Origin of the sequence: Streptomyces sp. NPDC051104 (assembly GCF_040682835.1) — a bacterium.
In the GTDB taxonomy this organism is placed as follows: Bacteria; Actinomycetota; Actinomycetes; order Streptomycetales; family Streptomycetaceae; genus Streptomyces; species Streptomyces cynarae.
Window position 1 is genome coordinate 143,020 of the sequence record NZ_JBFBBS010000013.1, and the last position, 24,084, is coordinate 167,103.

The following is a 24,084-nucleotide window of genomic DNA, read 5'->3' on the forward strand; positions in this document are numbered from 1 at the left end:
CAGTCGGTGGGACGGGGCTCGGGCAGATGACGGCTGGGGGTGCGCCGGGGATCGGTCATCTGGCGGTCGGCGTGGGCCTGGTGTGTGCCGGGGCGGCTGCCTGGATGGTGAGCCGCCCGAACACGGCGGCCCGCCGCGCCCGGTTGCTGTTCGCGGGCGGCGGCGCCGCGGCGCGGGGCGGCCCGCCGCCCTGGGAGCGGTTCGTGCTCCGGGTGCGGCGGTTGCCCGTGGAGTGGTGGTCGGTGGCCGTGGGCGCGGTGATCGCGGTGCTCGGGACGTCTCTTCTGCCCCTGGTGGCCGGAGCCGTGGGTGTGCCGGTGTTGCGCCGGGTGCGGCGGACGCGGGAGGCGGGGCAGGCACGGGAAGCGCGTGGCGAGGGGGTGATCGCGCTGTGCGGAGCGCTCGCCGGGGAGGTGCGCGCCGGGCGTCAGCCGGGTGAGGCACTGCTGCGGGCGGCTCGTGACTCCGGCGGGCTCGGCGAGGTCCAGGCGGCGGTGCTGGCGGCTGCGCGGTTCGGCGGGGACGTCCCGGGCGCGCTCGCGGACGCGGCACGGCAGCCGGGGGCCGACGGGTTGTCCGGGCTCGCCGCGTGCTGGCGGGTGGCCGTGGACCGGGGGGCGGGACTGGCGGCCGGGCTGGACCGGCTTGAGGCGGCGCTGCGTGCGGAGCGCGACCAACGCGCCGATCTGCGGGCGCAGTTGGCGGGCGCCCGCTCGACGGCGGTCCTGCTCGCGGGGCTCCCGTTCCTCGGACTGCTGCTGGGCACCGCGCTCGGCGCACACCCGCTGCACGTGCTGCTGCACACCGGGGCGGGGCTGGCGTGTCTGGTGGCCGGTGGCGTGCTGGAGGGGGCGGGGCTGTGGTGGGCGCTGCGGATCGTGCGCGGGGCGGAGGCGGCGTGAGCGCGGGCGTTGTCCACAGGCTGGGGATGTTGTGCGCGGTGCTGGCGCTGTGGTGGCCGGCGCGGACACTCGTCGTCGCGCGGCGGAAGCGGAGGGTGCGGCGGCGGGTGGATGCGGTCCTGGCGGGTGCGGGTGCGGGTGCGGGTTCGGGGGTGGGTGCGGGTGCGGGTGCGGGTTCGGGGGTGGGTGCGGGTGCGGGTTCGGGGGTGGGTGCGGCGCAGGAGCGGTCGCGCGAGCGGGTGCCGGGTGGAGTGCTGGGCCGGGCCGAGGTGCGGGATGCCGTGCGGCGGTGGCTGCCGGTCACCGGGGCGGCGTGTGCCGGCTGGGTGGTGATCGGAGGGTTCGTCGGGCTGGGGGCCGGACTGGTCACCGGGTTCGGCGTGGCGCGGTGGCGGGCTCGGCAGGAGTGCGACCGCCGCACCGAGGAGTACGACCCTGCCCTGGCCGCCCGTCAGCTCCCGCTGGCCGCCGACCTGGTGGCGGCGTGCATCGCGGCGGGCGCGAGCCCGGTGTCGGCCGCCCAGGCGGTGGGCGAGGCCTTGGCGGGACCGGTCGGGGAACGGCTGGCGCGGGGCGCGGCCGAGGTGCGGCTCGGCGGCGAACCGGCCGATGCGTGGCAGCGGCTCGCCACGCTCCCCGGCGCCGGAGCACTGGCGCGGCTCCTTGAACGGGCGGGCGATTCCGGTGCCCCGGCTGCCGCACCGGTCGGGCGCCTCGCGGCTCAGGCGCGGGCCGAGTGGGCCCGAGGGGCGACGGCACGGGCGCGCCGCGCGGGCGTCCTGATCACTGCCCCGGTGGGGCTGTGCTTCCTGCCCGCGTTCATCGCCGTCGGGGTGCTGCCCGTGGTGATCGGGCTGGCGGGAGGGCTGCTGGGAGGGGGTGGGAGATGAGGGTGCACGACATCCGGTGACGACTGACGGACCGGACGGACGGACAGAGAACGGCCGCGGCCGGACAGAGAACGACCGGACAAACGGCCACGCAAACGACCAGACGACAACGAGAACCCACGGGGGTTGATATGAGCAAGGCGGTACGAGTACGAGCCCGGGTGCGTGCGCTGGTGCGCCGGCTGCGGGCGGTGGTGCGCAAGGACGCGGGCATGGTCACGTCCGAGTACGCGGTGGGGATCATCGCCGCGGTGGCCTTCGCGGCGGTCCTCTACAAAGTGCTGACGAGCGGGCAGGTCAGCGCGGAACTGCAGGCGATCGTGAAACGGGCGCTCAGTGTCCGGATGTGACGGCGTGAGGGCGCGCCGGGGAGCGGGCCGTGGCCGGGACCAGGGCTTCGTGACGGCGGAGACCGCGGTCGTGCTGCCCGCCCTGGTGCTCTTCGCGATGGCCCTCGTCTGGGCCTTGTTGGCCGCGTCCGCGCAGATCCGGTGCGTGGACGCGGCCCGCGCGGGGGCCCGGGCGGCAGCTCGGCAGGAGCCGCCGGGCGTGGTGCGGGACACGACCGGGCAGGCGGCTCCCGACGGCGCGAGGATCACGGTGAGCCGACAGGGCGACCTGGTACGCGTCCTGGTCGTGGCGCATCCCCCGGGCCCGGATGTGTTCCCTCTCGAACTGCGCCACGAAGCGGTGGCGTTGGCGGAGGAGACGGTGGGGGTGAAGCAGTGAGGGGATGTGAACCGGTCGCCGTCCGGGGGCTCTTGGTGGCCCTCGATGCCCGTGTGGCGGCGGCTCGTTCGGATCGCGGCACCGCCACCGTCTGGGTCCTGTGCCTGCTCGGCGCGATGTGTGCCGTGTTCGGCGTCCTGCTGGCCCAGGGCGAGGTCGTGCTGGCCCGGCACCGTGCGGCCGGTGCGGCCGACCTCGCCGCACTAGCGGCCGCGGACCACTGGATGGACGGAGGCGGCAAGGCGTGCGCCACGGCGGCCCGGGTGGCCCGGGCCCAGGGAAGCAGGCTCGTGCGGTGCGCCCTCGTGGGGGCGGTATCCGACGTCACGGCGGCGTCGGCCGCGGGGCCGTTCACCACCGAGGTCAGGGCGAGGGCGGGGCCGGCGGAGCCGAGGGCGCCGCAGCCGAGGGCGCCGCAGCCGCCGGACCGCTCGCCGCCTCCTCGGGCGCCCCGCGCAGCAGCGCCGTGAGGAGGCGTACGGCACCCCTCTTGTGCAGCGGATCGTTGCCGTTGCCGCACTTGGGGGACTGGATGCAGGACGGGCAGCCCGCCTCGCACTCGCAGGACGCGATGGCCTGGCGGGTGGCGGACAGCCAGGCGCGGGCCGTGTGGAAGGCGCGCTCCGCGAAGCCCGCGCCGCCCGGGTGGCCGTCGTACACGAAGACCGTGGGCAGGAGCGTGTCCGGGTGCAGCGGCACGGAGACGCCTCCGATGTCCCAGCGGTCGCAGGTGGCGAAGAGCGGAAGCATGCCGATCGAGGCGTGTTCGGCCGCGTGCAGCGCGCCGCCGAGGATCTCCGGGCCGATCCGGGCCTGGTCCAGCTGGTCCTCGGTGACCGTCCACCACACGGCGCGGGTGCGCAGCGTGCGAGGAGGGAGGTCGAGTTTCGTCTCGCCCAGCACCTCACCGGTGATGACACGCCGACGCAGAAAGGAGACGACCTGGTTGGTGACCTCGACGGAGCCATAGCACAACCGGCCCTCGCCCCAGGGGATTTCCACGTCCGTCTCCAGGACGGAGATGGAGGTGGTGTCGCGGGCGACCGTCGTGTACGGCGGGTTGGCCTCCTCGACCAGGGCGACGGAGTCCTCCAGGTCGAGCGACCGCACCAGGTACGTACGGCCCTGGTGCAGATGGACCGCGCCCTCGTGGACCGTCGTGTGGGCGGCGCCCGCGTCGACCGTGCCGAGCAGCCGACCGGTGCCGGCCTCGACGACCTGGACCGGGCGCCCGCCCGCCCCGCGGATGTCCGTGAGGTCGGCGGCCCGCTCCCGGCGCGTCCAGTGCCAGGTCTTCGTGCGGCGGCGCAGCAGCTTCGCGGCCTCCAGCTGCGGCAGCACGTCCACGCACGCGGGACCGAACAGCTCCAGGTCGTCCTCCGTCAGCGGCAGCTCGGCCGCCGCCGCGCACAGGTGCGGCGCGACGACGTAGGGGTTGTCCGGGTCGAGGACCGTGGACTCCACCGGCTGGTCGAAGAGGGCTTCGGGGTGGTGGACGAGGAACGTGTCCAGAGGGTCGTCACGGGCGACCAGCACCGCGAGGGCGCCCTGCCCGGCACGGCCCGCGCGCCCCGCCTGCTGCCACAGCGACGCGCGTGTCCCCGGGTACCCGGCGATCAGCACGGCGTCCAGCCCGGACACGTCCACGCCGAGCTCCAGGGCGGTCGTCGCGGCGAGGCCGAGGAGTTCCCCGGAGTGGAGGGCCCGCTCCAGGGCGCGGCGCTCCTCGGGAAGGTAGCCGCCGCGGTAGGCGGCCACGCGGCGGGCCAGGGAGCGGTCGACCTCCGCGAGGCGTTCCTGGGCGATCACCGAGATCAGCTCCGCGCCGCGGCGGGAGCGGACGAAGGCGACCGAGCGCACGCCCTGCACGGTCAGGTCGGTCAGCAGGTCGGCGGTCTCGGCGGTGGCCGTGCGCCGGACGGGCGCGCCCCGCTCTCCGTGCAGCTCGGTGAGCGGCGGCTCCCACAGGGCGAAGACCAGCTCGCCACGCGGGGAGGCGTCGTCCGCGACCTCGACGACCGGCAGGCCGGTGAGGCGGCGGGCGGCCACCGAGGGCTCGGCGGCGGTCGCGGAGGCCAGCAGGAAGACGGGTGAGGCGCCGTAGCGGGCGCACAGGCGGCGCAGCCGGCGCAGGACCTGGGCGACATGGGAGCCGAAGACGCCGCGGTAGGTGTGGCACTCGTCGATGACGACGTACTTCAGGGCGCGCAGGAAGGAGGACCAGCGCGGATGGGAGGGCAATATGCCGCGATGCAGCATGTCGGGGTTGGTGAGGACGTAGTTGGCGTACTGGCGTACCCATTCCCGTTCCTCGGGCGGCGTGTCGCCGTCATAGACCGCGGCGCGGATCGCCGTGCCGAGAGGATGTGAAAGTTCCTTCACCGATCGGCACTGATCCGCCGCGAGAGCCTTGGTGGGGGCGAGGTACAGGGCGGTCGCGCCCCGGCCGTTCGGAGCCTCGGCGCCGTCCAGCAGCCGCGACAGCACCGGGACCAGGTAGGCGAGCGACTTGCCCGACGCCGTGCCCGTGGCGACGACCACCGAGTCGCCGTCCAGGGCGTGCTCGGCGGCGAGCGCCTGGTGGGCCCAGGGGTGCTCGATGCCCGCGCGGCGCACGGCGGCGACGACCTCGGCACGGATCCGGTCCGGCCAGACGGCATGGCGGCCCTCTCGCGGGGGCAAGTGCTCCGTATGAGTGATGCGCGCAGCCCGGCTCGGACCCGAGGCGAGCCGGTCCAGCACAGTGCCCGGCGAGAGGCGGGACACGGGGCCCGTCAGGGGTCGATCGGATCGGTGATTCTTGGCCATCGGGACCGAGTGTGTCACTGGCGTGACGGACAATGGGTCCAAGGCGTCGTACACGCCTGCCGGTAAGTGATTGAATGCCATCGCGGCTGGCGAACCGTCCCGGGGGCTGAAGCCGAGGTGCCCGAGGGGCGACCGCTCGATAGCAAGGTGCTGGAGGATCCGTGGACCTGTCCCTGTCGACCCGTACCGTCGGCGATCGTACGGTCGTCGAGGTCGGTGGCGAAATCGACGTATATACCGCGCCCAAGCTGCGCGAGCAGCTGGTCGAGCTGGTGAACGACGGGAATTTCCACCTCGTCGTCGACATGGAGGGCGTGGACTTCCTCGACTCCACCGGGCTCGGCGTGCTGGTGGGCGGCTTGAAGCGTGTTCGAGCCCATGAGGGCTCCCTGCGCCTGGTGTGCAACCAGGAGCGCATTCTCAAGATCTTCCGCATCACCGGCCTCACCAAGGTGTTCCCGATCCACACCTCGGTCGAGGAAGCGGTGTCGGCCACCGACTGACCCCGCTTCCGGGCCGTGGTGCCCGGACGGCAGAAGCAAGAGCGGGGGGCGCGGGCCAGTACGGCCCGGCCCCCCGACCGCACGCCCGAAGTTCTGAGGGGGATGCATGGCCACCGTTGAACTCCGCTTCAGCGCGCTGCCCGAACACGTCAGGACCGCCCGGCTCGTGGCGGCGGCGGTGGCGCGCCGGGCCGGAGTGGAGGAGGCCGCACTCGACGAGGTCAGGCTCGCTGTCGGGGAGGCCTGCTCCCGGGCCGTGGGACTGCACCAGAGCAACGGCATCTCGGCGCCGGTGCGAGTGCTGCTGACCGAGGAGGAGAAACAGTTCTCCATCGAGGTCGGCGACGAGGCGCCGCACATCGTGCCCGGGGACGAGCCCGCGGGTGCCGACGCGGTGGAGGCGGAGGCGGAGGCCGAGGAGGACGAGATGGGCCTCGCGGTCATCAGTGGCCTCGTCGACGACGTGGAGGTCACCACCGGGGAGAACGGCGGACTGATCAGGATGAGCTGGCCGGCCACGCCGCCCGGCGCCGCCCCGTTCCCGGCCTGACGGCACGTTTCTCCCGCAAGCCCCGAAGACTTCTCCGGAAGGGTCCTGCCTGTGCAGGGCCCTTCTTTTTGTAAAGTCGTATTGTATTTTGTGAACCGCTTCACGTGAATACCTTCACGATCAATAGCGCGATAATTTGATCAAGAGTCCATCTCGTCAATGGTTTTGAGGCGTTACCACTTTCGGGTTCTGTGGCTGATGTGCGATCTTTTCCTGAAGAGCAAGTGGCGTCTCAATCGGTTTACCGCGCACTGTTTTCATCAGGTTCCGGTACCTACAATCCGTCCACATCTTGAGCTCAGCCCAAGCGTCAAGGAGGACGAATGGCGGGGCTTTCTACCCCTCAACAGTTTGACCACCCCTCAGCCCTCGCGGCCGCGGTCCTGACCCACGACAACCGCATGATCGTGGTGGTCATCGGGGCCGTCGCGCTGGCGGCCCTCGTGGTGGCCGGGATTCTGGTGCGCGAGGTGCTCGCGGCCGGCGAGGGCACCGACAGCATGAAGAAGATCGCGGCCGCGGTCCAGGAAGGCGCGAACGCCTATCTGGCCCGGCAGTTGCGCACGCTCGGCGTATTCGCCGTGGTCGTGTTCTTCCTGCTCATGCTGCTGCCCGCGGACGACTGGAATCAGCGCGTCGGACGGTCGGTGTTCTTCCTGATCGGTGCGGCGTTCTCGGCGGCCACCGGCTATATCGGTATGTGGCTCGCCGTGCGCAGCAATGTGCGCGTCGCCGCGGCGGCGCGCGAGGCGACCCCGGCGGAGGGTGAGCCGGAAAAGGACCTCACCGCCGTCTCGCACCGGGCGATGAAGATCGCTTTCCGCACAGGCGGTGTCGTCGGCATGTTCACGGTGGGGCTCGGTCTGCTGGGCGCCTCCTGTGTCGTGCTCGTCTACGCGGCGAACGCCCCGAAAGTCCTCGAGGGCTTCGGTCTGGGCGCCGCGCTGATCGCCATGTTCATGCGTGTCGGCGGCGGCATCTTCACCAAGGCCGCCGACGTCGGCGCCGACCTGGTCGGCAAGGTCGAGCAGGGCATTCCCGAGGACGATCCGCGCAATGCCGCGACCATCGCCGACAACGTGGGCGACAACGTCGGCGACTGCGCGGGAATGGCTGCCGACCTCTTCGAGTCGTACGCCGTCACGCTCGTCGCCGCGCTGATCCTGGGCAAGGCCGCGTTCGGCGACTCGGGGCTGGCGTTCCCGCTGATCGTGCCCGCGATCGGGGTCGTGACCGCGATGATCGGCATCTTCGCGGTGGCCCCGCGCCGGACCGACCGCAGCGGCATGTCCGCGATCAACCGGGGCTTCTTCATCTCCGCGGTGATCTCGCTGGGGCTCGTCGCGGCGGCCGTCTTCGCCTATCTGCCGTCGTCGTACGCCGCCCTGAAGGGCGTCACCGACGCGGCGATCCGCGCCAAGAGCGGCGATCCGCGGATCCTCGCGCTCGTCGCGGTCGCCATCGGCATCCTGCTCGCCGCCCTGATCCAGCAGTTGACCGGCTACTTCACCGAGACCAGCCGCCGTCCCGTGCGGGACATCGGCAAGACCTCGCTGACGGGTCCCGCCACCGTGATCCTCGCCGGTATCTCCGTCGGTCTGGAATCGGCCGTCTACACGGCGCTGCTGATCGGTCTCGGCGTCTACGGGGCGTTCCTGCTCGGCGGTACGTCGATCATGCTCGCGCTGTTCGCGGTGGCGCTGGCCGGCACGGGCCTGCTCACCACAGTCGGCGTGATCGTCGCCATGGACACCTTCGGTCCGGTCTCCGACAACGCACAGGGCATCGCCGAGATGTCCGGCGATGTCCAGGGCGCGGGCGCGCAGGTGCTCACCGACCTGGACGCCGTGGGCAACACCACCAAGGCGATCACCAAGGGCATCGCCATCGCCACAGCCGTTCTCGCGGCCTCGGCGCTCTTCGGCTCGTACCGCGACGCGATCACCACGGCCGCGCAGGACGTGGGCGAGAAGGTCGGCGACGGCGGGCCGATGAGCCTGGTCATGGACATCTCGCAGCCCAACAACCTGGTCGGTCTCATCGCCGGCGCGGCGGTCGTCTTCCTCTTCTCGGGGCTGGCGATCAACGCGGTGTCGCGGGCGGCCGGTGCGGTGGTCTTCGAGGTGCGGCGGCAGTTCCGCGACCGGCCCGGGATCATGAACTACACGGAGAAACCGGAGTACGGCAAGGTCGTCGACATCTGCACCAAGGACGCCCTCAGGGAGCTGGCAACGCCCGGTCTGCTCGCCGTCATGGCGCCCATCGCCATCGGGTTCACGCTCGGCGTCGGAGCGCTCGGCGCGTACCTCGCGGGCGCGATCGGCACCGGCACGCTGATGGCGGTCTTCCTCGCCAACTCCGGAGGCGCCTGGGACAACGCCAAGAAGCTCGTCGAGGACGGCCACCACGGCGGCAAGGGAAGCGAGGCGCACGCCGCGACGGTGATCGGCGACACGGTCGGTGACCCGTTCAAGGACACCGCAGGTCCGGCGATCAACCCGCTGCTGAAGGTGATGAACCTGGTGTCGCTGCTGATCGCGCCCGCGGTCATCAAGTTCTCCTACGGCAGCGACAGGAACATCGGCGTGCGGATCGCCATCGCGGTGCTCGCGCTCGTCGTGATCGTGCTCGCGGTGTACATCTCCAAGCGGCGCGGGATCGCCGTGGGTGACGAAGACAACGCCGAGGAGGTGTCCAAGCCCGCTGATCCGGCGGTGGTGTCGTAGCCCGGCTGCACGGCACCCCGCTCTTACGCCTGGTCGGATACGGGCACACGGGCGGGCGTACGGCGCTCCTCCAGAGGCCGTGCGCCCGCCCGTGTCCGTGTGCGGGGCCTCTCGTGAGCCTTCTCTCGCTTGGTGTAAAAGGCTGCAACAGCACCCATAGGTGATATTCGGCCTGCGGGCGTCGCCCGATTGGCGTGTATCTTCCGGGCCGAGAGAGCCATGGAAGGGACCAATCCGGTGAACAAGAAGCTCGCGGCCACAGTGTCCGGCGGTGCGGTGCTGGTTCTGGCGCTGTCGGCCTGCACCAGCGGTGGCAAGAGCCAGACCGACGACAAGCTGGCCTCCTGGGCCAAGCAGGTCTGCGACGCGGTGCCGGCGCAGAACGCGAAGATCAAGGCCGCCAACGACGCGATCACGAAGGCGGCCTCGGACACCACGAACCCGCCTCAGACCATCCAGAAGACCGACTCCCAGGCCTTCCAGGACATGTCCGACGGCTACAAGACGCTCGCGACCGCCCTGAACAACGCCGGAGCGCCCCCCGGCGTCGACGGCGGTGCGCAGCGGCAGCAGGACGCCGTCAAGACCCTGGACAACCTCTCCGCGTCCTACGCCGACCTGAGGAAGAAGGTGGACGCGCTCAACACGAAGGACCAGGGCAAGTTCGCGTCCGGGCTGCACGACATCGCGGCCCAGATGGCCGAGCTGGAGAAGCAGAACCAGAGCGGGACCACGGCGCTGAAGAACCTCGAGCAGGGCGACGTCAAGAAGGCGATCGCGGAGCAGGCGAGCTGCAAGAAGGCGGCCGCTACGGCCTCGGCGACCGCGGGCTGAGTCCACCCGCACGCCACAATGGGGGCGTGAGTACCCCCAGTCGCACCCTGCCCTCCCTGGACCGCACCGATGTCGCCGCACGGCTGCGGGATGCCCTGCTCGGCGCCTCCTTCACCGCCGACGGGCTGCTCGACCTGCTCGGAGCGCCCGCGTACGCGGCGCTCGCGCGGAGCGAGACCGTCCCCGCACTCCGGGCGACGCGCGGGGACACGCCGCTGGAGACACTCGTACGGCTGTTCCTGCTGCAACAACCCGTCCTCCATGCGCGCGTGGCCGACGTCCTGCCCCTCGACGCCTGCCTGGAGGCCGGCTGGCTGGTGCGCACCGGCGGGGACGAGGTCGCCGCGACCGTGGACGTGCGGCCGTACGGCGGACCGGACGGCGAGGACTGGTTCATCGTCTCCGACCTCGGGTGTGCCGTCGGCGGTGCCGGGGGCATCGGCAGCCGGGACGAAAGCGTCGTTCTCGGGGTCGGCGGCGCCTCCACCACCCTCGCCGGCATCACCGTACGGACCCCCGTCGGCTCCGCCCTCGACCTCGGCACCGGCTCCGGGATCCAGGCGCTGCACGCCGCCCAGCACGCCACGCGCGTGACCGCGACCGACGTCAACGCGCGCGCCCTGCACATCGCCGCGCTCACCCTCGCGCTGTCCGGCGCCCCGGCCGCCGATCTGCGCCAGGGGTCGCTCTTCGAGCCGGTCCGGGACGACGAGACGTTCGACCTGATCGTCTCGAACCCGCCCTTCGTGATCTCCCCCGGCGCCCGGCTCACCTACCGCGACGGCGGGATGGGTGGGGACGATCTGTGCCGCACGCTCGTTCAGGGGTCGGGGGAGCGGCTGAACCTGGGCGGGTTCGCGCAGTTCCTCGCCAACTGGCAGCACGTGGAAGGGGAGGACTGGCAGGACAGGCTCAGGTCGTGGGTGCCGCGCGGCTGCGACGCGTGGATCGTGCAGCGCGAGGTGCAGGACATCACGCAGTACGCCGAGCTGTGGCTGAGGGACGCCGGGGACCACCGCGGCGATGCGGCCGAGTACCAGGCGCGGTACGACGCGTGGCTGGACGAGTTCGAGGCGCGCAAGGTGCGCGCGATCGGATTCGGCTGGATCGCCCTGCGCAGGACCGATGCCGCCGAGCCCTCGATCACGATCGAGGAATGGCCGCATCCGGTCGAACAGCCGCTCGGCGACACGGTGCGTGCGCACTTCGACCGCGTCGACTACCTGCGGGCGCACGACGACGCGGCCCTGCTCGCCGGGCACTTCAAGCTCGCCGCCGAAGTCGTCCAGGAGCAGGTCGGGCTGCCCGGCGCCGAGGACCCCGAGCACGTGGTGCTGCGCCAGCACCGGGGGATGCGCCGCGCCACCAAGGTGGACACGATCGGCGCGGGCTTCGCGGGCGTCTGCGACGGCACGCTGAGCGCGGGACGGATCCTGGACGCCATCGGCCAGCTGGTCGGCGAGGACCCCGTACTGCTGCGCGACCGCACGCCCGCACAGATCCGGCTGCTGGTCGAACAGGGGTTCCTGGAGCCCGCGCGCTGACGGGTGGCGGCCGAGTTGGAGGCGGAGGTCATCGGGGGTGGGGCCGGTGGGGCTGCTGGGTCGCCCGGGTCGGCGCGAAGCTCTGCACCAGCGAGTTCGCGCCGAGTTCGTTCCGGCCGCCCACCCTGGCCCCGGTCCCGCACGCCCTGCCGCGCCGGGGCGCACAGGGCGTGCGGGGGTGGATTGTCCGCCGCGCGTTCACCTCGGGTTCGCGTGCAGGCTTTCCCGGCGTGCCAGCCTCCCGTCGCCGGGGCGGGTCGGGTGGAGGGAAGCCCGGCCGGCCGGGCGGGAGGGAAACGACATGGAGAGCGGGCCGGCGATCGTCACGGGGACGGTGTTCGTCCTGTTCGGCGGCGGTCTGCTGACCTGGACCGCGACACGGATGTACCGTGGTGAGCCGGTGGCGGACGGTGTGAGCCGTATCGCATCCGCCACGCTCGCGAGCCTCGCCGCCGTGGCCGCGCTCGCGGTCGGTGCGTGGTGCTTCCTCCGCCTCTGACATCACCGTTCCCGGTTCCCGGGCGACCGGAGCCGGAGTGACTGGGAGATCACGCTCCGGACAGGTCCGAAAAAGCCGCTGGACAGTCCGGGCGGCAGGAATGCCGGTAGTCGGGTTACCGTTCGAGTGGCCGTTGTGGGCTTTTCCCGTTTGACACGGGGGCGGGATGTACCGTCACACTCCGCAGCGTCACCAGCGAGCCAGAAAGCGACCTCACCCCGGGACCAAGGCCTGGGGAGGCCCCAGCGTCGACCGGAGAGAAGAGCGAAGTTGTCCCCGACCAGCGAGACCGCACAGGGCGGCCGCCGACTCGTCATCGTCGAGTCGCCTGCCAAGGCGAAGACGATCAAGGGCTATCTCGGCCCGGGCTACACCGTCGAGGCGAGCGTCGGGCACATCCGCGACCTTCCGAACGGCGCCGCGGAGGTGCCCGAGAAGTACACCGGCGAGGTCCGCCGCCTCGGCGTGGACGTCGAACACGACTTCCAGCCGATCTACGTCGTCAACGCCGACAAGAAGGCGCAGGTCAAGAAGCTCAAGGATCTGCTGCGCGAATCCGACGAGCTCTTCCTCGCCACCGATGAGGACCGCGAGGGCGAGGCCATCGCCTGGCACCTCCAGGAGGTGCTGAAGCCGAAGGTCCCGGTCAAGCGGATGGTCTTCCACGAGATCACCAAGGACGCGATCCAGCAGGCCGTGCGCAACCCGCGCGAGCTGAACCAGAAGCTCGTCGACGCCCAGGAGACCCGCCGCATCCTCGACCGGCTCTACGGCTACGAGGTCTCGCCGGTCCTGTGGAAGAAGGTCATGCCGCGCCTGTCGGCCGGCCGTGTCCAGTCGGTCGCCACCCGTCTCGTGGTGGAGCGGGAACGCGAGCGCATCGCGTTCCGTTCCGCCGAGTACTGGGACCTGACGGGCACCTTCGCCACCGGCCGCGCGGGGGACCCCTCGGACCCGTCGTCGCTGGTCGCCCGTCTGCAGAGCGTCGACGGCAGGAGGGTCGCGCAGGGGCGTGACTTCGACTCCCTGGGACAGCTCAAGAGCGATCAGATCCTCCATCTCCACGAGGCCGACGCCCGTGCCCTCGCCGCCGCCCTGGCGGACACCCGCTTCTCGGTGCGGTCCGTCGAGTCCAAGCCGTACCGGCGCTCGCCGTACGCCCCGTTCCGTACGACGACGCTGCAGCAGGAGGCGAGCCGCAAGCTCGGCTTCGGCGCGAAGGCCACCATGCAGATCGCGCAGAAGCTGTACGAGAACGGCTACATCACGTACATGCGTACGGACTCCACGACGCTGTCGGACACGGCGATCACCGCCGCCCGCGCCCAGGTCACGCACCTGTACGGGGCCGAGTACCTGCCCGACGCGCCGCGGACCTACGCCGCCAAGGTCAAGAACGCCCAGGAGGCGCACGAGGCGATCCGGCCCTCGGGTGATCGTTTCCGCACCCCGGCGGAGACGGGACTGACCGGCGACCAGTTCAAGCTCTACGAGCTGATCTGGAAGCGGACCGTCGCCTCCCAGATGAAGGACGCGACCGGCAACTCGGTCACCGTCAGGATCGGCGGCACCGCCGCCGACGGCCGGGTCGCCGAGTTCAGCGCGTCCGGCAAGACGATCACCTTCCACGGCTTCCTGAAGGCCTACGTCGAGGGCGCCGACGACCCGAACGCCGAGCTCGACGACCGCGAGCGCCGGCTGCCGCAGGTCGCCGAGGGCGACGCGCTGAGCGCCGAGGAGATCACCGCCGACGGCCACGCGACCAAGCCCCCGGCCCGCTACACCGAGGCAAGCCTGGTCAAGGAGCTCGAAGAGCGGGAGATCGGCCGTCCGTCGACGTACGCGTCGATCATCGGCACGATCCTGGACCGCGGCTATGTGTTCAAGAAGGGCACGGCCCTCGTGCCGTCCTTCCTGTCCTTCGCCGTGGTCAACCTCCTGGAGAAGCACTTCGGGCGGCTCGTCGACTACGACTTCACCGCGAAGATGGAGGACGACCTCGACCGCATCGCCCGGGGCGAGGCGCAGGCCGTGCCGTGGCTGAAGCGGTTCTACTTCGGCGAGACGGCATCCGGCAGCGGCTTCCCCGCGGGGACCAACGGCACCGCGGCCGACGCCGGGAACGGCGACGGGGACCACCTCGGCGGCCTCAAGGAGCTGGTGACCGACCTGGGCGCGATCGACGCGCGCGAGGTGTCGTCGTTCCCCGTCGGCAACGACATCGTGCTGCGGGTCGGCCGCTACGGCCCGTACATCGAGCGCGGTGAGAAGGACACCGAGCAGCACCAGCGCGCCGACATCCCGGCCGACCTCGCGCCCGACGAGCTCACCGTCGAGCTGGCGGAGGAACTGCTGGCCAAGCCGAGCGGCGAGCGCCCGCTGGGCGCGGACCCGGAGACGGGCCGCCCGATCGTCGCCAAGGACGGCCGCTACGGCCCGTACGTCACGGAGATCCTCCCCGAGGGCACCCCGAAGACCGGCAAGAACGCGGTCAAGCCGCGCACGGCCTCGTTGTTCAAGTCGATGTCCCTGGACACGGTGACCCTCGACGACGCGCTGAGGCTGATGTCGCTGCCGCGCGTCGTGGGCACCGACGCCGACGGGCAGGAGATCACCGCGCAGAACGGCCGCTACGGCCCGTACCTGAAGAAGGGCACGGACTCGCGCTCGCTGCAGTCCGAGGACCAGCTCTTCACGATCACGCTGGAGGAGGCCCAGGCGATCTACGCCCAGCCCAAGCAGCGTGGCCGGGCGTCCGCCAAGCCGCCGCTGAAGGAACTGGGCGAGGACCCGGTGAGCGGGAAGCCGGTCGTCGTCAAGGACGGCCGCTTCGGGCCGTACGTCACCGACGGCGAGACCAACGCGACCCTGCGCTCCGGCGACAGCGTGGAGGCGATCACTCCGGAGCGCGGCTTCGAGTTGCTCGCGGAGAAGCGCGCCAAGGCGCCCGCGAAGAAGACGGCGAAGAAGGCCGCCGTCAAGAAGGCACCGGCCAAGAAGACGACGTCGACCGCGGCGAAGAAGACGGCCGCCAAGAAGACCGCCGCGAAGACGACTGCGAAGAAGACGACGACGGCGAAGAAGACGGCCGCCAAGACGGCGGCGTCGAAGGGCACCGCGGAGGACTGACGCGGAAGAGGACCGAGCCCGAAGGGGCACCGGTTCCTCACAGCCCCTTCGCTAAACACACGGTCCGGCATCGGTTCGGTGTCGGGCCGTGTGTACATGGCGAGTGGCCTCCTCATGCTGTCGGTGGCTCCCGATAGTCTGAATGCATGACGCGAGCCGAGCAGCCAACGGCCCCCCAAGCGGCCCCCGACGACGCCCTGGTCGCGGATTCCCGCGAGCGCGCAGTCCGCGCCCTGCTGCGCCAGCCGCAGCTGAAGCGGCTGTGGAGCGCCCAGCTCGTGGGCGGCATCGGTGACGCGCTCGCCGTGCTCGTCCTGATCCTGCTCGTCCTCCAGGCGGCCATCGCCGAGGGCTCGTTCGGCGGCGGCTACCGGGGTGTGGCGTTCGCGATCGCGACCGTCTTCGGCGCGCGGATTCTTTCCACCCTGCTCTTCGGGGCCGTGCTCCTCGGCCCGCTCAGCGCGCTGACGTCCCAGGAGGGGCCGCTCGACCGCCGCTGGACCATGGTCGGTGCGGACGGTGTGAGGGCCGCCCTGCTGATCGTCGCCCCCCTGTGGATCGACTGGACCCCGGGGAGAGCGCTCGCGCTCCTGCTGGTCACCGCCTTCGTCACCGGCGTGGCCGAGCGCTTCTGGACGGTGTGCCACGAGAGCGCGGCGCCCGCCCTGCTGCCCGCGCCGCCCCTGGAGGGCGCGACGGTGCGTCCGCTGCCGGACCACATGGACGCCCTGCGCCGTCTGTCGCAGCGGACAGGATTCGTGGCGGTGCCGCTGGGCGCTGCCGGACTCGTCGTGGTGGCGCTGGTGAACAACCTGCTGGGCACGGGCATCGCCTGGTTCGGCCAGCACCAGGCGGCCCTCGCGTCGTACGTGGCGGCCGGTCTGTTCGCCGCCTCGCTGTCGGTGGCCACCTCGCTCGAGCTGCCCGACACCCGCACCCCCCGCGCACGGTCGCCGCTGGAGGGCCTGCGCCGCCCCCGGACGGACGCGGGCGTCGCGAAGGGCCGCACGGGCGCGCTCCCGCTCCTGGTGCTCGCCTGCGCCGCCGTCGCCGGGGCGGTCGCGGCCGCCGTCTCCGTCTGTGTGCTGCAGGCCAAGGACCTGGGTGGCGGCCCGGTGCTCCTCGGCCTGCTGGTCCTCGCACTGACCGGCGGCGCGGTCGTCGGCATCCGTACGGCGCCCCGCGTGCTGCCCGCGCTGTCGCGGCGCCGACTGCTCGCGCTGGCGATCGCCGTCACCGGGATAGCGCTGCTCGCCGCTGGTCTGGACCCGGACGTCACCAGCGTGCTGCTGATCGCGCTGCTCGCGGGCATCGGCGCGGGCGTGGCCGCGAACACCGGGCACACGCTGCTCGACCAGGAGGCCGAGGAGCACCGCCGGGCGCGGACCACCGAGCATCTCCACGCGGTCGTCCGGGTGGGCGTCGCGCTCTGCGCGCTCGTGGCGCCGGTAGTGGCCGGGGCAATCGGGCCGCACCGGATGGAGAACGGCAGGTTCGTGTTCGCGCACGGCGGCGCCGCCTTCACGCTGATGCTGGTCGGCGCGCTGCTGCTGCCCGTGGCCGCACTGGTGCTCGCCAAGGTCGACGACCGCTCCGGTGTGCCGTTGCGGCAGGACCTGCTCGACGCCCTGCGCGGCGGTGACGATCCGGAGCACGCCCACGCGGCGAACGGATTCTTCATCGCCCTGGAGGGCGGCGACGGCGCCGGGAAGTCCACCCAGGCCGAGGCGCTCGCCGAGTGGATCCGCGCCAAGGGCCACGAGGTGGTGCTGACCCGTGAGCCGGGTGCGACTCCGGTCGGCAAGCGGCTGCGGTCGATCCTGCTGGACGTCTCCAGCGCCGGCCTGTCGCACCGCGCGGAGGCGCTGCTGTACGCGGCGGACCGCGCGGAACACGTGGACACGGTCGTACGTCCGGCCCTGGAGCGGGGCGCCGTCGTGATCTCGGACCGGTACATCGACTCCTCCGTGGCCTACCAGGGCGCGGGCCGTGACCTGTCCCCGACCGAGATCGCCCGCATCAACCGCTGGGCGACCGACGGCCTCGTGCCGCACCTCACGGTCCTGCTGGACGTCGCGCCGGAGACCGCGCGGGAGCGGTTCACCGAGGCGCCGGACCGGCTGGAGTCGGAGCCGGCCGAGTTCCACGCGCGTGTGCGGTCCGGTTTCCTCACGCTGGCCGCCGCCGACCCCGCGCGCTACCTGGTCGTCGACGCCGGACAGGAGCCCGAGGCGGTCACGACCGTGATCCGGGCCCGGCTCGACCAGATGCTCCCGCTGTCCGAGGCCGAGCTGAAAGCGCAGGAGGAGGCCCGCCGCAAGGCCGAGGAAGAGGCCCGGCGCAAGGCCGAGGAAGAGGCGGCACGCAAGGCCGAGGAGGAGCGGCTGGAGCGCGAGCGCCAGGAGCAGCTCGCCAAGCTGCGCGCCGAGGAGGAGGAGCGCAAGCGGCGCGAGCTGGAGGAGGCGCAGCGCCGCGAGGCAGAGCGGCAGGCGGAGGAGGCCCGGCGGCGCGCGGAGGAAGCCCGTCGGCGCGCCGAGGAGGAGAAGGCGCGGCTGCTGGCCGAGGAGAAGGCCCGGGCCGAGGAGGAGGCGCGGCGCAGGGCCGAGGAGGAGCGGCGGCGCCGGGAGGCCGAGGAGGAGGCCCGGCTGCGGGCGGAGGCCGAGGAGCGACGGCTGGAGAAGCAGCGGAAGGCCGAGGAGGCACTGCTGCGGGCCGAGGAGGCGCGCAGGGCCGCGGCGGAGGCTGCGGCGTCGGCCGCGGCGGCGGCATCGGCTTCGCCCACCAAGGGAGACGCCGGATCCGGCGCGCCCGCACGGGGTGCGTCGCCGGACAACGAGACGACGGTCCCCACGCCGCTGGTGACGCCGACGAACGCGTCCGGCGGGCCGCTGGACGAGACCGCGGTCCTGCCACCGGTGCGGGCGCGAGACATCGACGCCGAGACCACGGCGGAGCTGCCGGCGCCGCCCGAGCCGCAGGGAGCGGCCGAGGAGACGGCGGTGCTGCCCCCCGTGGTGCCGGGATCCACCGACGAGACGGCCGTCCTGCCGCCCGTACGGGACGCGGGCGCCGGTGCTCCGGAAGACAGGGTTCCGCCCGGCTTCTTCCGCGACGAGCGCCCGGCTCCGCGACCGGACGGCGCCGAGGACCGTACGCGCGAGCTGCCGCAGCTGGACGCCGACGGCCGCCCCCGCCGCACGCGCCCGGACTGGGCGGAGGAGACGCCCCTGGACGACCTCCCGACCCTGGCGGACGAACTGCTCGGCCCCCGGGAGGACGAGGACTGGGACGACGGCCGGGACGGGCGGGGACGCGGCAGGCGCCGCTGAGCGGGACCTGCCCCGGCTGTCGGCGCCGCCGCCGTTGTCAGTGGTGACCCGCACAATGGATCGCGGTAGGGCGCAGTACGACGGAAGGGCGGTGTCCCCGTGAGCGTGTGGGACGACCTGGTGGGCCAGGAGAAGGTGTGCGAGCAGCTCGAGGCGGCTGCCCGGGACGCCGACGCCCTGGTCACCGCGGCCGCCGCCGACACCCCGCCGCCCGAGGCGTCCAAGATGACGCACGCCTGGCTGTTCACGGGTCCGCCCGGCGCGGGACGTACGCAGGCGGCGCGGGCCTTCGCCGCGGCGCTGCAGTGTGTGAGCCCCGACCGCGCGCTCGGCGGCGCCCCCGGCTGCGGCTTCTGCGACGGCTGCCACACCGCCCTGATCGGCACCCACGCGGACGTCACCACGGTCGCCGCCGTCGGCACCCAGATCCTCGCCGACGACATGCGCGACACGGTCCGCAAGTCGTTCACGTCGCCGGCGAACGGCCGCTGGCAGGTGATCCTCGTCGAGGACGCCGAGCGGCTGAACGAGAAGTCGGCCAACGCGGTCCTGAAGGCGGTGGAGGAGCCCGCTCCCCGCACGGTCTGGCTGCTGTGCGCGCCGTCCCTGGAGGACGTCCTGCCGACGATCCGCTCCCGCTGCCGACACCTGAACCTGCGCACGCCCACCGTGGAGGCGGTCGCGGACATGCTCATGCGGCGCGACGGTATCGAGCCGGAGATCGCTGCCGCCGCCGCCCGCGCCACCCAGGGCCACGTGGACCGTGCCCGCAGGCTGGCCACGGACGAGGGGGCCCGCGCCCGCCGAGCAGCCGTTCTGAAGCTCCCGCTGCGGCTCGACGACATCGGCGGCTGCCTCAGAGCCGCCCAGGAGCTGGTCGACGCGGCCACGGACGACTCCAAGCAGCTCGCCGAGGAGATCGACGCCAAGGAGACCGAGGAGATGAAGGCGGCGCTCGGCGCGACGCAGGGCGGCCGGATGCCGCGCGGCACCGCGGGCGTCATCAAGGAGCTGGAGGACAAGCAGAAGCGCCGCAGAACGCGCACCCAGCGCGACAGCCTGGACCAGGCCCTCACCGACCTCACGGGCTTCTACCGCGACGTCCTCGCCCTCCAGCTCGGCTCCCGCGCAGCCCTCGCCAACACGGACGCGGAGGACGCCCTGGAGCGGCTGGCCCGCGGCAGCACACCCGAGGCCACGCTCCGCCGTATCGAGGCGATCGCCGCGTGCCGGGACGCCCTGGACCGCAATGTGGCCCCGCTGCTGGCGGTGGAGGCCATGACGATGGCGCTCAGAGCGGGATGACGGCGAAACCCTTCCCTCTTCCGTGGGTGGGGCGGTGCGGTCGGTCGCCCGCGTACTTTGTCACTCGTACGAGGTGCCTGCGTCACTGGACGGCATCAATCCGTCGCGCACGGTTACGCTCACGAAATGCACACCAGGCGCATTCCCGGACCGTCCCGCCTTCTGCACCCCCTCCGCCGTCCCCGAGACTCCCGTCGTTCTCTCCCCGCGATGCGGACGGGCGGCACGCTGCTCGCCGCCGCCGCGCTGCTCGTCTCGGCCTGCTCCCCCGGCGGTTCGACGACCGCGCGCACGGCCCTGGCCGCGCTGCCCCAGTCGCCCCCCTCGGCGCTGGCCCGGTACTACACACAGAAGCTGACCTGGCGCACCTGCGGCGTCCCCGGCTTCCAGTGCGCCACCATGAAGGCCCCGCGCGACTACGCCAAGCCCGGCGCCGGCGACGACGTACGGCTCGCCGTGGCCCGCAAGAGGGCCACCGGCCAGGGCAGGCCCCTGGGGTCGCTGCTCGTGAACCCGGGCGGGCCGGGCGGTTCGGCGGTCGGCTATCTGGAGCAGTACGCGGGCGTCGGCTACCCGGCCGAGATCCGCGCCCGCTACGACATGGTCGCCGTCGACCCGCGCGGCGTCGCCCACAGCGAGCCGGTCGAATGCCTCGACGGCCCCCGGATGGACGCGTACGCGCAGACCGACATCACCCCCGACGGCCCGGCGGAGACGCGCCGCCTGGTGGATGCCTTCAAGCGGTTCGCGGAGGGCTGCGGACGGCACTCGGCGGCCCTGCTGCGCCATGTCTCGACGGTCGAGGCGGCCCGGGACATGGACATCCTGCGCGGGGTGCTCGGCGACCGGAGGCTGAACTACGTGGGGGCGTCGTACGGGACGTTCCTCGGGGGGACGTACGCGGGACTGTTCCCGCAGCGGGTGGGCCGGATGGTGCTGGACGGTGCGATGGACCCGGCCCTGTCCGCGCGCAGGCTCAACCAGGAGCAGACGGCGGGATTTGAGACGGCGTTCCAGTCCTTCGCCAAGGACTGCGTCCGGCGATCGGACTGCCCGCTGGGCGGCCCGGGCACGTCGCCGGCGAAGGTCGGCGACAAGCTGAAGGCGTTCTTCAAGAAGCTCGACGCGTCACCCATCCCCACGGGCGACGCGGACGGCCGCAGGCTCGGCGAGGCCCTGGCGACGACCGGAGTGATCGCCGCGATGTACGACGAGGCGGCCTGGCCCCGGCTGCGCCAGGCGCTGACCTCGGCGATGAAGAACCGCGACGGCGCCGGGCTGCTCATGCTGTCGGACAGCTACTACGAGCGTGACGCGGGCGGCAGGTACTCGAACCTGATGTTCGCGAACGCGGCCGTGAACTGCCTCGACCTGCCGCCTGCGTTCTCGGGCCCGGAGGACGTCGAGAAGGCGCTCCCGACGTTCGAGAAGGCCTCCCCGGTGTTCGGGCGGGGACTGGCCTGGGCGTCGCTGAGCTGCGCGTACTGGCCGGTGCGTGCGACCGGACGGCCGCACCGCATCCAGGCGAAGGGGGCGGCGCCGATCGTGGTGGTGGGCACGACCCGCGACCCGGCCACCCCCTACCGCTGGGCGCGCTCCCTCGCCTCCCAGCTCTCCTCCGGCAGGCTCCTCACGTACGACGGCGACGGCCACACGGCATACGGCCGCGGCAGCAGGTGCGTGGACTCGACGATCGACGCGTATCTGCTCCGCGGCACGCCACCGGCGAAGGGAAAACGCTGCTCGTAGGAGCCGCGCCGCTCCCTGGAGGCCCCGCCTCCGGGGGGTGGTCAGAGCACCCTCCGAAACTGTGTAGACTTACCGACGTTGCTGATCGCACCATAGTGCGGGCAGCGCGCCGCCTTAGCTCAGATGGCCAGAGCAACGCACTCGTAATGCGTAGGTCTCGGGTTCGAATCCCGAAGGCGGCTCCATAAGAAAGGGCCGGGTCAGTACCTCTGACCAGGCCCTTTGTCGTTTCCTTGATCGTCCTGTGGTCTGAACCACTCACTGTTCAGGGCTCAAAACCCCCCGCTGTGGCCGCGGTGTGGCCAGGGTGCAGAAAAGGCGGGCCACACGCCTGTCAGGCCCCCCGCCTGCGCTGCCTCTTCGCCCTCTTCGCGGCCTGCTTCCCTGCCTGCTCGGGCAGCGCCTTCTGGTAGGCGTCGGTGATCGTCCGCACCGAGGCGTGCCCGAGCGTCTCCTGCGCTGCCTCCTGCGACTTCCGGTAGGCGGTGATGAGGTCCAGGGACGCCGAGGCGGTAGCGGCGTGCATCTCGGGCAGCACCGTCTGGTAGGTGTCGGTCGTCATCCGCATGGACGAGTGCCCGAGCATCGCCTGCACGGCCTTCGGGGCGACGCCGGCGGCCAGTGCCAGGCTCGCGGCCTCGTGGCGGCCGTCGTGGAGCCGGATCGGCGGCAGGCCGGACAGTTCCACCAGGCGCTCCCAGCGGTCGGTGAAGAACTGCGGGTGGTACGCGGAGCCGTCCTCCTTGGTGAAGACCCGGTTACCCGAGTCCTTCCAGGCGTTGTTGGCCTTCCACTCCTCCTGCTCGGCGCGCTGCCGATCGCGCCACGCCTTGAGCAGCATCACCGAGTCGCGGTTGAGCTTGATGTCGCGCACGCTATCGGCCTTCGGAGTGTCCTCGTGGATCTCGTAGGAGATCGACACCAACTGCTCGGTGATGTGGATGACTTCCTCGTCCAGGTCGATCTCGTCCCAGGTCAGGGCGGACAGCTCGCCGCGGCGCAAGCCGTGGAAGAGGACCAGGTGCCAGCCGACGAAGTGCCGGTCCTCGACGATGAAGTCCAGGAACTCCGCCGTCTGCTGCAGCGTCCAGACCATGACCGGGGACGGCTTCTCGCCGGTGCGTTTCCAGCGGGCCACCCGCGGGGCAGTCCAGGCCAGCGCGCGGGGCTTGGTCACCTTGGGAGAAGGCCCGGAAGGAGTTGGCCGAGCCGTACGAGGGGCGCAAGCTGTCGCGGGCCGCCTTCGGCGCCGCTGACCGGCGCATCGGGGCCAGCTTGAAGAAGGAGAGGGCCCGGCTGCGGTTCCTGGAGCAGATCGTGGACGTGCCACTCGGCGGGGTTGAGGACCTGGCGCGCTGGTGGGAACACGCGCCACACAGCTCCAAGCGGAGCCTGACGGCACTGCTGGTGGAGAAGGTCCTCGTCCACCCCGCGCGGGCGCGCGGGGTACGGGATGTGGACGACCGGGTCACGCTGAGCTGGCGTACAGAGATGGCCGCGTAGGCGGGTGTTGCGCGCAGCTCAGTCCTGCAGCTCGTGGTCGGGCGACTTCGCCCACCAGTAGATGACCTCGTTCAGGGTCTGAACGCCGAGCTTCTTGCGTAATTGGCCCAGCTGCTCGTTGATCCAGGCCGGACCGATTCCCAGGTTCTTCGCGGCCTGCGCCTGCGTGCGGCCCATGCACAGCTCGCGCAGTATTGCCCGCTGCAGGGCCGTCGTCACTAAGGAGCTGTTGTCTTTCCGGACGTGCGGACTGCGTTTTCGCTGGTGAGGCATGGGTTCGGTGATCTGGTGGGAGTGACGGCTTGTCACGTCGTCGCTGCTGTGGGGGGCGTGGATGCCGTCGCTGGTCGGACTGCTGGAACAGCGCGAGCCGGGTGCTCGCCGCCGAGTGGACGAGCTTCGGAAGGAGGCCGACCGCATCCAGGCCGAGCTGGCCGTGGCCGAGCGGGAATGGCAGGAGTGGGTCATCGCCCGCTCGAAGGTCGGTGAGGTGCTGGCCCCGGCGGACGGGCCCGGGCAGGACCGTGCCCGGGCCGACGAGAGTGTGCCGGCCGCCGAAGGGCAGCCAGGAATGGGGCCGCAGCCGGCGGAGGCGGCGAAGCCGAAGTCTCAGGTGCCGGTACGGCGCGAGGGACTGGCCTGGTCGGCGCTGTCGGTGGACTACCAGCGCATCCTCAAGGTGGCGGCCGACCGGGCCCGGCTCGGGCAGGGGCCGCTTTCCTGCCAGGAGATGGCCGCCGAGTTCGGCATGGACGTGGTGCCGGCGCGGGTGGAGGCACTGCGGTCGAAGGCGAAACGCCTGGTGGCCCGGGGCTGGCTGGCCAAGCTGGCACCGGGCCTTCACACCCGCCCGCGGGGTCAGCGGGCCAGGCGGCGGCTCATGACCATGGTCATCGACCAGTAGACCATCGCCTCGGCACTGGCCGTGCGCCGCTCATAGTCGCGGGTCAGGCGGCGGCTTCGCATCAGGTGGGCGAAGAGGCGCTCGACGATCCACCTCCTAATGAGGTTGTCAAGCCGCAGCAGTGACGGGGAGGTTGCTTTGGTAGCACTGTCCGTCACGGATGAGAGCCCACAGGACGTT

20 protein-coding genes, 1 tRNA gene and 1 pseudogene are annotated in these 24,084 nt (G+C 72.0%); 18 read left to right on the forward strand and 4 right to left on the reverse strand.

What is annotated here, in order from left to right; translation table 11 throughout:
• Nucleotides 1-26 precede the first annotated feature (26 nt).
• From AB0N14_RS20475 to AB0N14_RS20495, 5 genes are all read left to right on the forward strand, one after another.
• Nucleotides 27-902, forward strand: coding sequence for a type II secretion system F family protein (locus tag AB0N14_RS20475; RefSeq protein WP_366027125.1), 876 nt, complete (start codon nt 27-29; stop codon nt 900-902).
• Nucleotides 899-1,792 carry a type II secretion system F family protein gene (locus AB0N14_RS20480; RefSeq protein ID WP_366027099.1) on the forward strand — a complete coding sequence of 298 codons (894 nt, stop codon included), beginning with the start codon at nt 899-901 and terminating at the stop codon, nt 1,790-1,792. The genes AB0N14_RS20475 and AB0N14_RS20480 overlap by 4 nt, the downstream gene beginning before the upstream one ends.
• A gap of 131 nt (nt 1,793-1,923) precedes the next feature.
• On the forward strand, nt 1,924-2,142 hold the full coding sequence (locus tag AB0N14_RS20485; RefSeq protein WP_200422355.1) for a DUF4244 domain-containing protein: 219 nt from the start codon (nt 1,924-1,926) through the stop codon (nt 2,140-2,142).
• The gene (locus tag AB0N14_RS20490; protein ID WP_366027100.1) at nt 2,129-2,521 is read left to right on the forward strand and encodes a TadE family type IV pilus minor pilin; all 393 of its coding nucleotides are present in this window, start codon (nt 2,129-2,131) and stop codon (nt 2,519-2,521) included. Before AB0N14_RS20485 ends, AB0N14_RS20490 begins: the two co-directional genes overlap by 14 nt.
• Nucleotides 2,522-2,574: 53 nt before the next feature.
• Nucleotides 2,575-2,991 carry an Rv3654c family TadE-like protein gene (locus tag AB0N14_RS20495; protein WP_366027101.1) on the forward strand — a complete coding sequence of 139 codons (417 nt, stop codon included), beginning with the start codon at nt 2,575-2,577 and terminating at the stop codon, nt 2,989-2,991.
• On the opposite strand, the gene AB0N14_RS20500 is transcribed toward AB0N14_RS20495, so the two are convergent.
• Nucleotides 2,885-5,410: a DEAD/DEAH box helicase gene (locus AB0N14_RS20500; RefSeq protein ID WP_366027102.1), complete on the reverse strand. Its 2,526-nt coding sequence runs from the start codon at nt 5,408-5,410 to the stop codon at nt 2,885-2,887. The genes AB0N14_RS20495 and AB0N14_RS20500 overlap by 107 nt on opposite strands.
• 80 nt (nt 5,411-5,490) lie before the next feature.
• On the opposite strand from AB0N14_RS20500, the gene bldG reads away from it, so the two are divergent.
• The 11 genes from bldG to AB0N14_RS20555 all read left to right on the forward strand — a co-directional run bounded on the left by bldG (nt 5,491) and on the right by AB0N14_RS20555 (nt 21,682).
• The gene (gene bldG, locus AB0N14_RS20505; RefSeq protein WP_103840429.1) at nt 5,491-5,832 is read left to right on the forward strand and encodes an anti-sigma factor antagonist BldG; all 342 of its coding nucleotides are present in this window, start codon (nt 5,491-5,493) and stop codon (nt 5,830-5,832) included.
• Between the two features lie 106 nt (nt 5,833-5,938).
• Nucleotides 5,939-6,382, forward strand: coding sequence for an ATP-binding protein (locus AB0N14_RS20510; RefSeq protein ID WP_366027104.1), 444 nt, complete (start codon nt 5,939-5,941; stop codon nt 6,380-6,382).
• A 323-nt stretch (nt 6,383-6,705) separates the two neighbouring features.
• Nucleotides 6,706-9,108 carry a sodium-translocating pyrophosphatase gene (locus AB0N14_RS20515; protein WP_366027105.1) on the forward strand — a complete coding sequence of 801 codons (2,403 nt, stop codon included), beginning with the start codon at nt 6,706-6,708 and terminating at the stop codon, nt 9,106-9,108.
• A gap of 219 nt (nt 9,109-9,327) precedes the next feature.
• Nucleotides 9,328-9,942 carry a small secreted protein gene (locus tag AB0N14_RS20520; protein ID WP_366027106.1) on the forward strand — a complete coding sequence of 205 codons (615 nt, stop codon included), beginning with the start codon at nt 9,328-9,330 and terminating at the stop codon, nt 9,940-9,942.
• Nucleotides 9,943-9,968: 26 nt separating this feature from the next.
• The gene (locus AB0N14_RS20525; RefSeq protein ID WP_366027107.1) at nt 9,969-11,486 is read left to right on the forward strand and encodes a class I SAM-dependent methyltransferase; all 1,518 of its coding nucleotides are present in this window, start codon (nt 9,969-9,971) and stop codon (nt 11,484-11,486) included.
• Between the two features lie 301 nt (nt 11,487-11,787).
• Nucleotides 11,788-11,985 carry a hypothetical protein gene (locus AB0N14_RS20530; protein WP_366027108.1) on the forward strand — a complete coding sequence of 66 codons (198 nt, stop codon included), beginning with the start codon at nt 11,788-11,790 and terminating at the stop codon, nt 11,983-11,985.
• 270 nt (nt 11,986-12,255) lie between these two features.
• Nucleotides 12,256-15,114, forward strand: coding sequence for a type I DNA topoisomerase (topA, locus tag AB0N14_RS20535; RefSeq protein ID WP_366027109.1), 2,859 nt, complete (start codon nt 12,256-12,258; stop codon nt 15,112-15,114).
• 146 nt (nt 15,115-15,260) lie between these two features.
• On the forward strand, nt 15,261-18,443 hold the full coding sequence (gene tmk / locus AB0N14_RS20540; RefSeq protein WP_366027110.1) for a dTMP kinase: 3,183 nt from the start codon (nt 15,261-15,263) through the stop codon (nt 18,441-18,443).
• A 99-nt stretch (nt 18,444-18,542) separates the two neighbouring features.
• Nucleotides 18,543-19,748, forward strand: a complete 1,206-nt coding sequence (locus AB0N14_RS20545; RefSeq protein WP_366027111.1) for a DNA polymerase III subunit delta' — start codon at nt 18,543-18,545, stop codon at nt 19,746-19,748.
• 210 nt (nt 19,749-19,958) lie between these two features.
• Entirely contained in the window at nt 19,959-21,497 is a 1,539-nt protein-coding gene (locus AB0N14_RS20550) for an alpha/beta hydrolase (protein WP_366027112.1), read from the forward strand.
• Nucleotides 21,498-21,605: 108 nt separating this feature from the next.
• Nucleotides 21,606-21,682, forward strand: a tRNA-Thr gene (locus tag AB0N14_RS20555).
• A 149-nt stretch (nt 21,683-21,831) separates the two neighbouring features.
• On the opposite strand, the gene AB0N14_RS20560 is transcribed toward AB0N14_RS20555, so the two are convergent.
• Nucleotides 21,832-22,674 carry a site-specific integrase gene (locus AB0N14_RS20560; RefSeq protein WP_366027113.1) on the reverse strand — a complete coding sequence of 281 codons (843 nt, stop codon included), beginning with the start codon at nt 22,672-22,674 and terminating at the stop codon, nt 21,832-21,834.
• A 23-nt stretch (nt 22,675-22,697) separates the two neighbouring features.
• Here AB0N14_RS20560 and AB0N14_RS20565 point away from each other — a divergent pair, with 23 nt between their 5' ends.
• Nucleotides 22,698-23,000: a hypothetical protein gene (locus AB0N14_RS20565; protein ID WP_366027115.1), complete on the forward strand. Its 303-nt coding sequence runs from the start codon at nt 22,698-22,700 to the stop codon at nt 22,998-23,000.
• Nucleotides 23,001-23,018: 18 nt separating this feature from the next.
• On the opposite strand, the gene AB0N14_RS20570 is transcribed toward AB0N14_RS20565, so the two are convergent.
• Nucleotides 23,019-23,219, reverse strand: a complete 201-nt coding sequence (locus AB0N14_RS20570; protein WP_366027116.1) for a hypothetical protein — start codon at nt 23,217-23,219, stop codon at nt 23,019-23,021.
• Between the two features lie 115 nt (nt 23,220-23,334).
• Here AB0N14_RS20570 and AB0N14_RS20575 point away from each other — a divergent pair.
• A pseudogene (locus AB0N14_RS20575) lies at nt 23,335-23,884 on the forward strand (hypothetical protein).
• Here AB0N14_RS20575 and AB0N14_RS20580 read toward each other — a convergent pair.
• The coding region (locus AB0N14_RS20580; RefSeq protein WP_366027117.1) for a transposase at nt 23,859-24,084 on the reverse strand (226 nt) is incomplete at its 5' end. The pseudogene AB0N14_RS20575 and the gene AB0N14_RS20580 overlap by 26 nt on opposite strands.

Bases quoted from the DNA above. Each gene is read 5' to 3' on its own strand.
- AB0N14_RS20475 (WP_366027125.1), top strand. From the start codon at position 27: ATGACGGCTGGGGGTGCGCCGGGGATCGGTCATCTGGCGGTCGGCGTG.
- AB0N14_RS20485 (WP_200422355.1), top strand. From the start codon at position 1,924: ATGAGCAAGGCGGTACGAGTACGAGCCCGGGTGCGTGCGCTGGTGCGC.
- AB0N14_RS20500 (WP_366027102.1), bottom strand. From the start codon at position 5,410: ATGGCATTCAATCACTTACCGGCAGGCGTGTACGACGCCTTGGACCCA.
- AB0N14_RS20510 (WP_366027104.1), top strand. From the start codon at position 5,939: ATGGCCACCGTTGAACTCCGCTTCAGCGCGCTGCCCGAACACGTCAGG.
- AB0N14_RS20515 (WP_366027105.1), top strand. From the start codon at position 6,706: ATGGCGGGGCTTTCTACCCCTCAACAGTTTGACCACCCCTCAGCCCTC.
- AB0N14_RS20520 (WP_366027106.1), top strand. From the start codon at position 9,328: ATGGAAGGGACCAATCCGGTGAACAAGAAGCTCGCGGCCACAGTGTCC.
- AB0N14_RS20530 (WP_366027108.1), top strand. From the start codon at position 11,788: ATGGAGAGCGGGCCGGCGATCGTCACGGGGACGGTGTTCGTCCTGTTC.
- tmk (WP_366027110.1), top strand. From the start codon at position 15,261: ATGACGCGAGCCGAGCAGCCAACGGCCCCCCAAGCGGCCCCCGACGAC.
- AB0N14_RS20550 (WP_366027112.1), top strand. From the start codon at position 19,959: ATGCGGACGGGCGGCACGCTGCTCGCCGCCGCCGCGCTGCTCGTCTCG.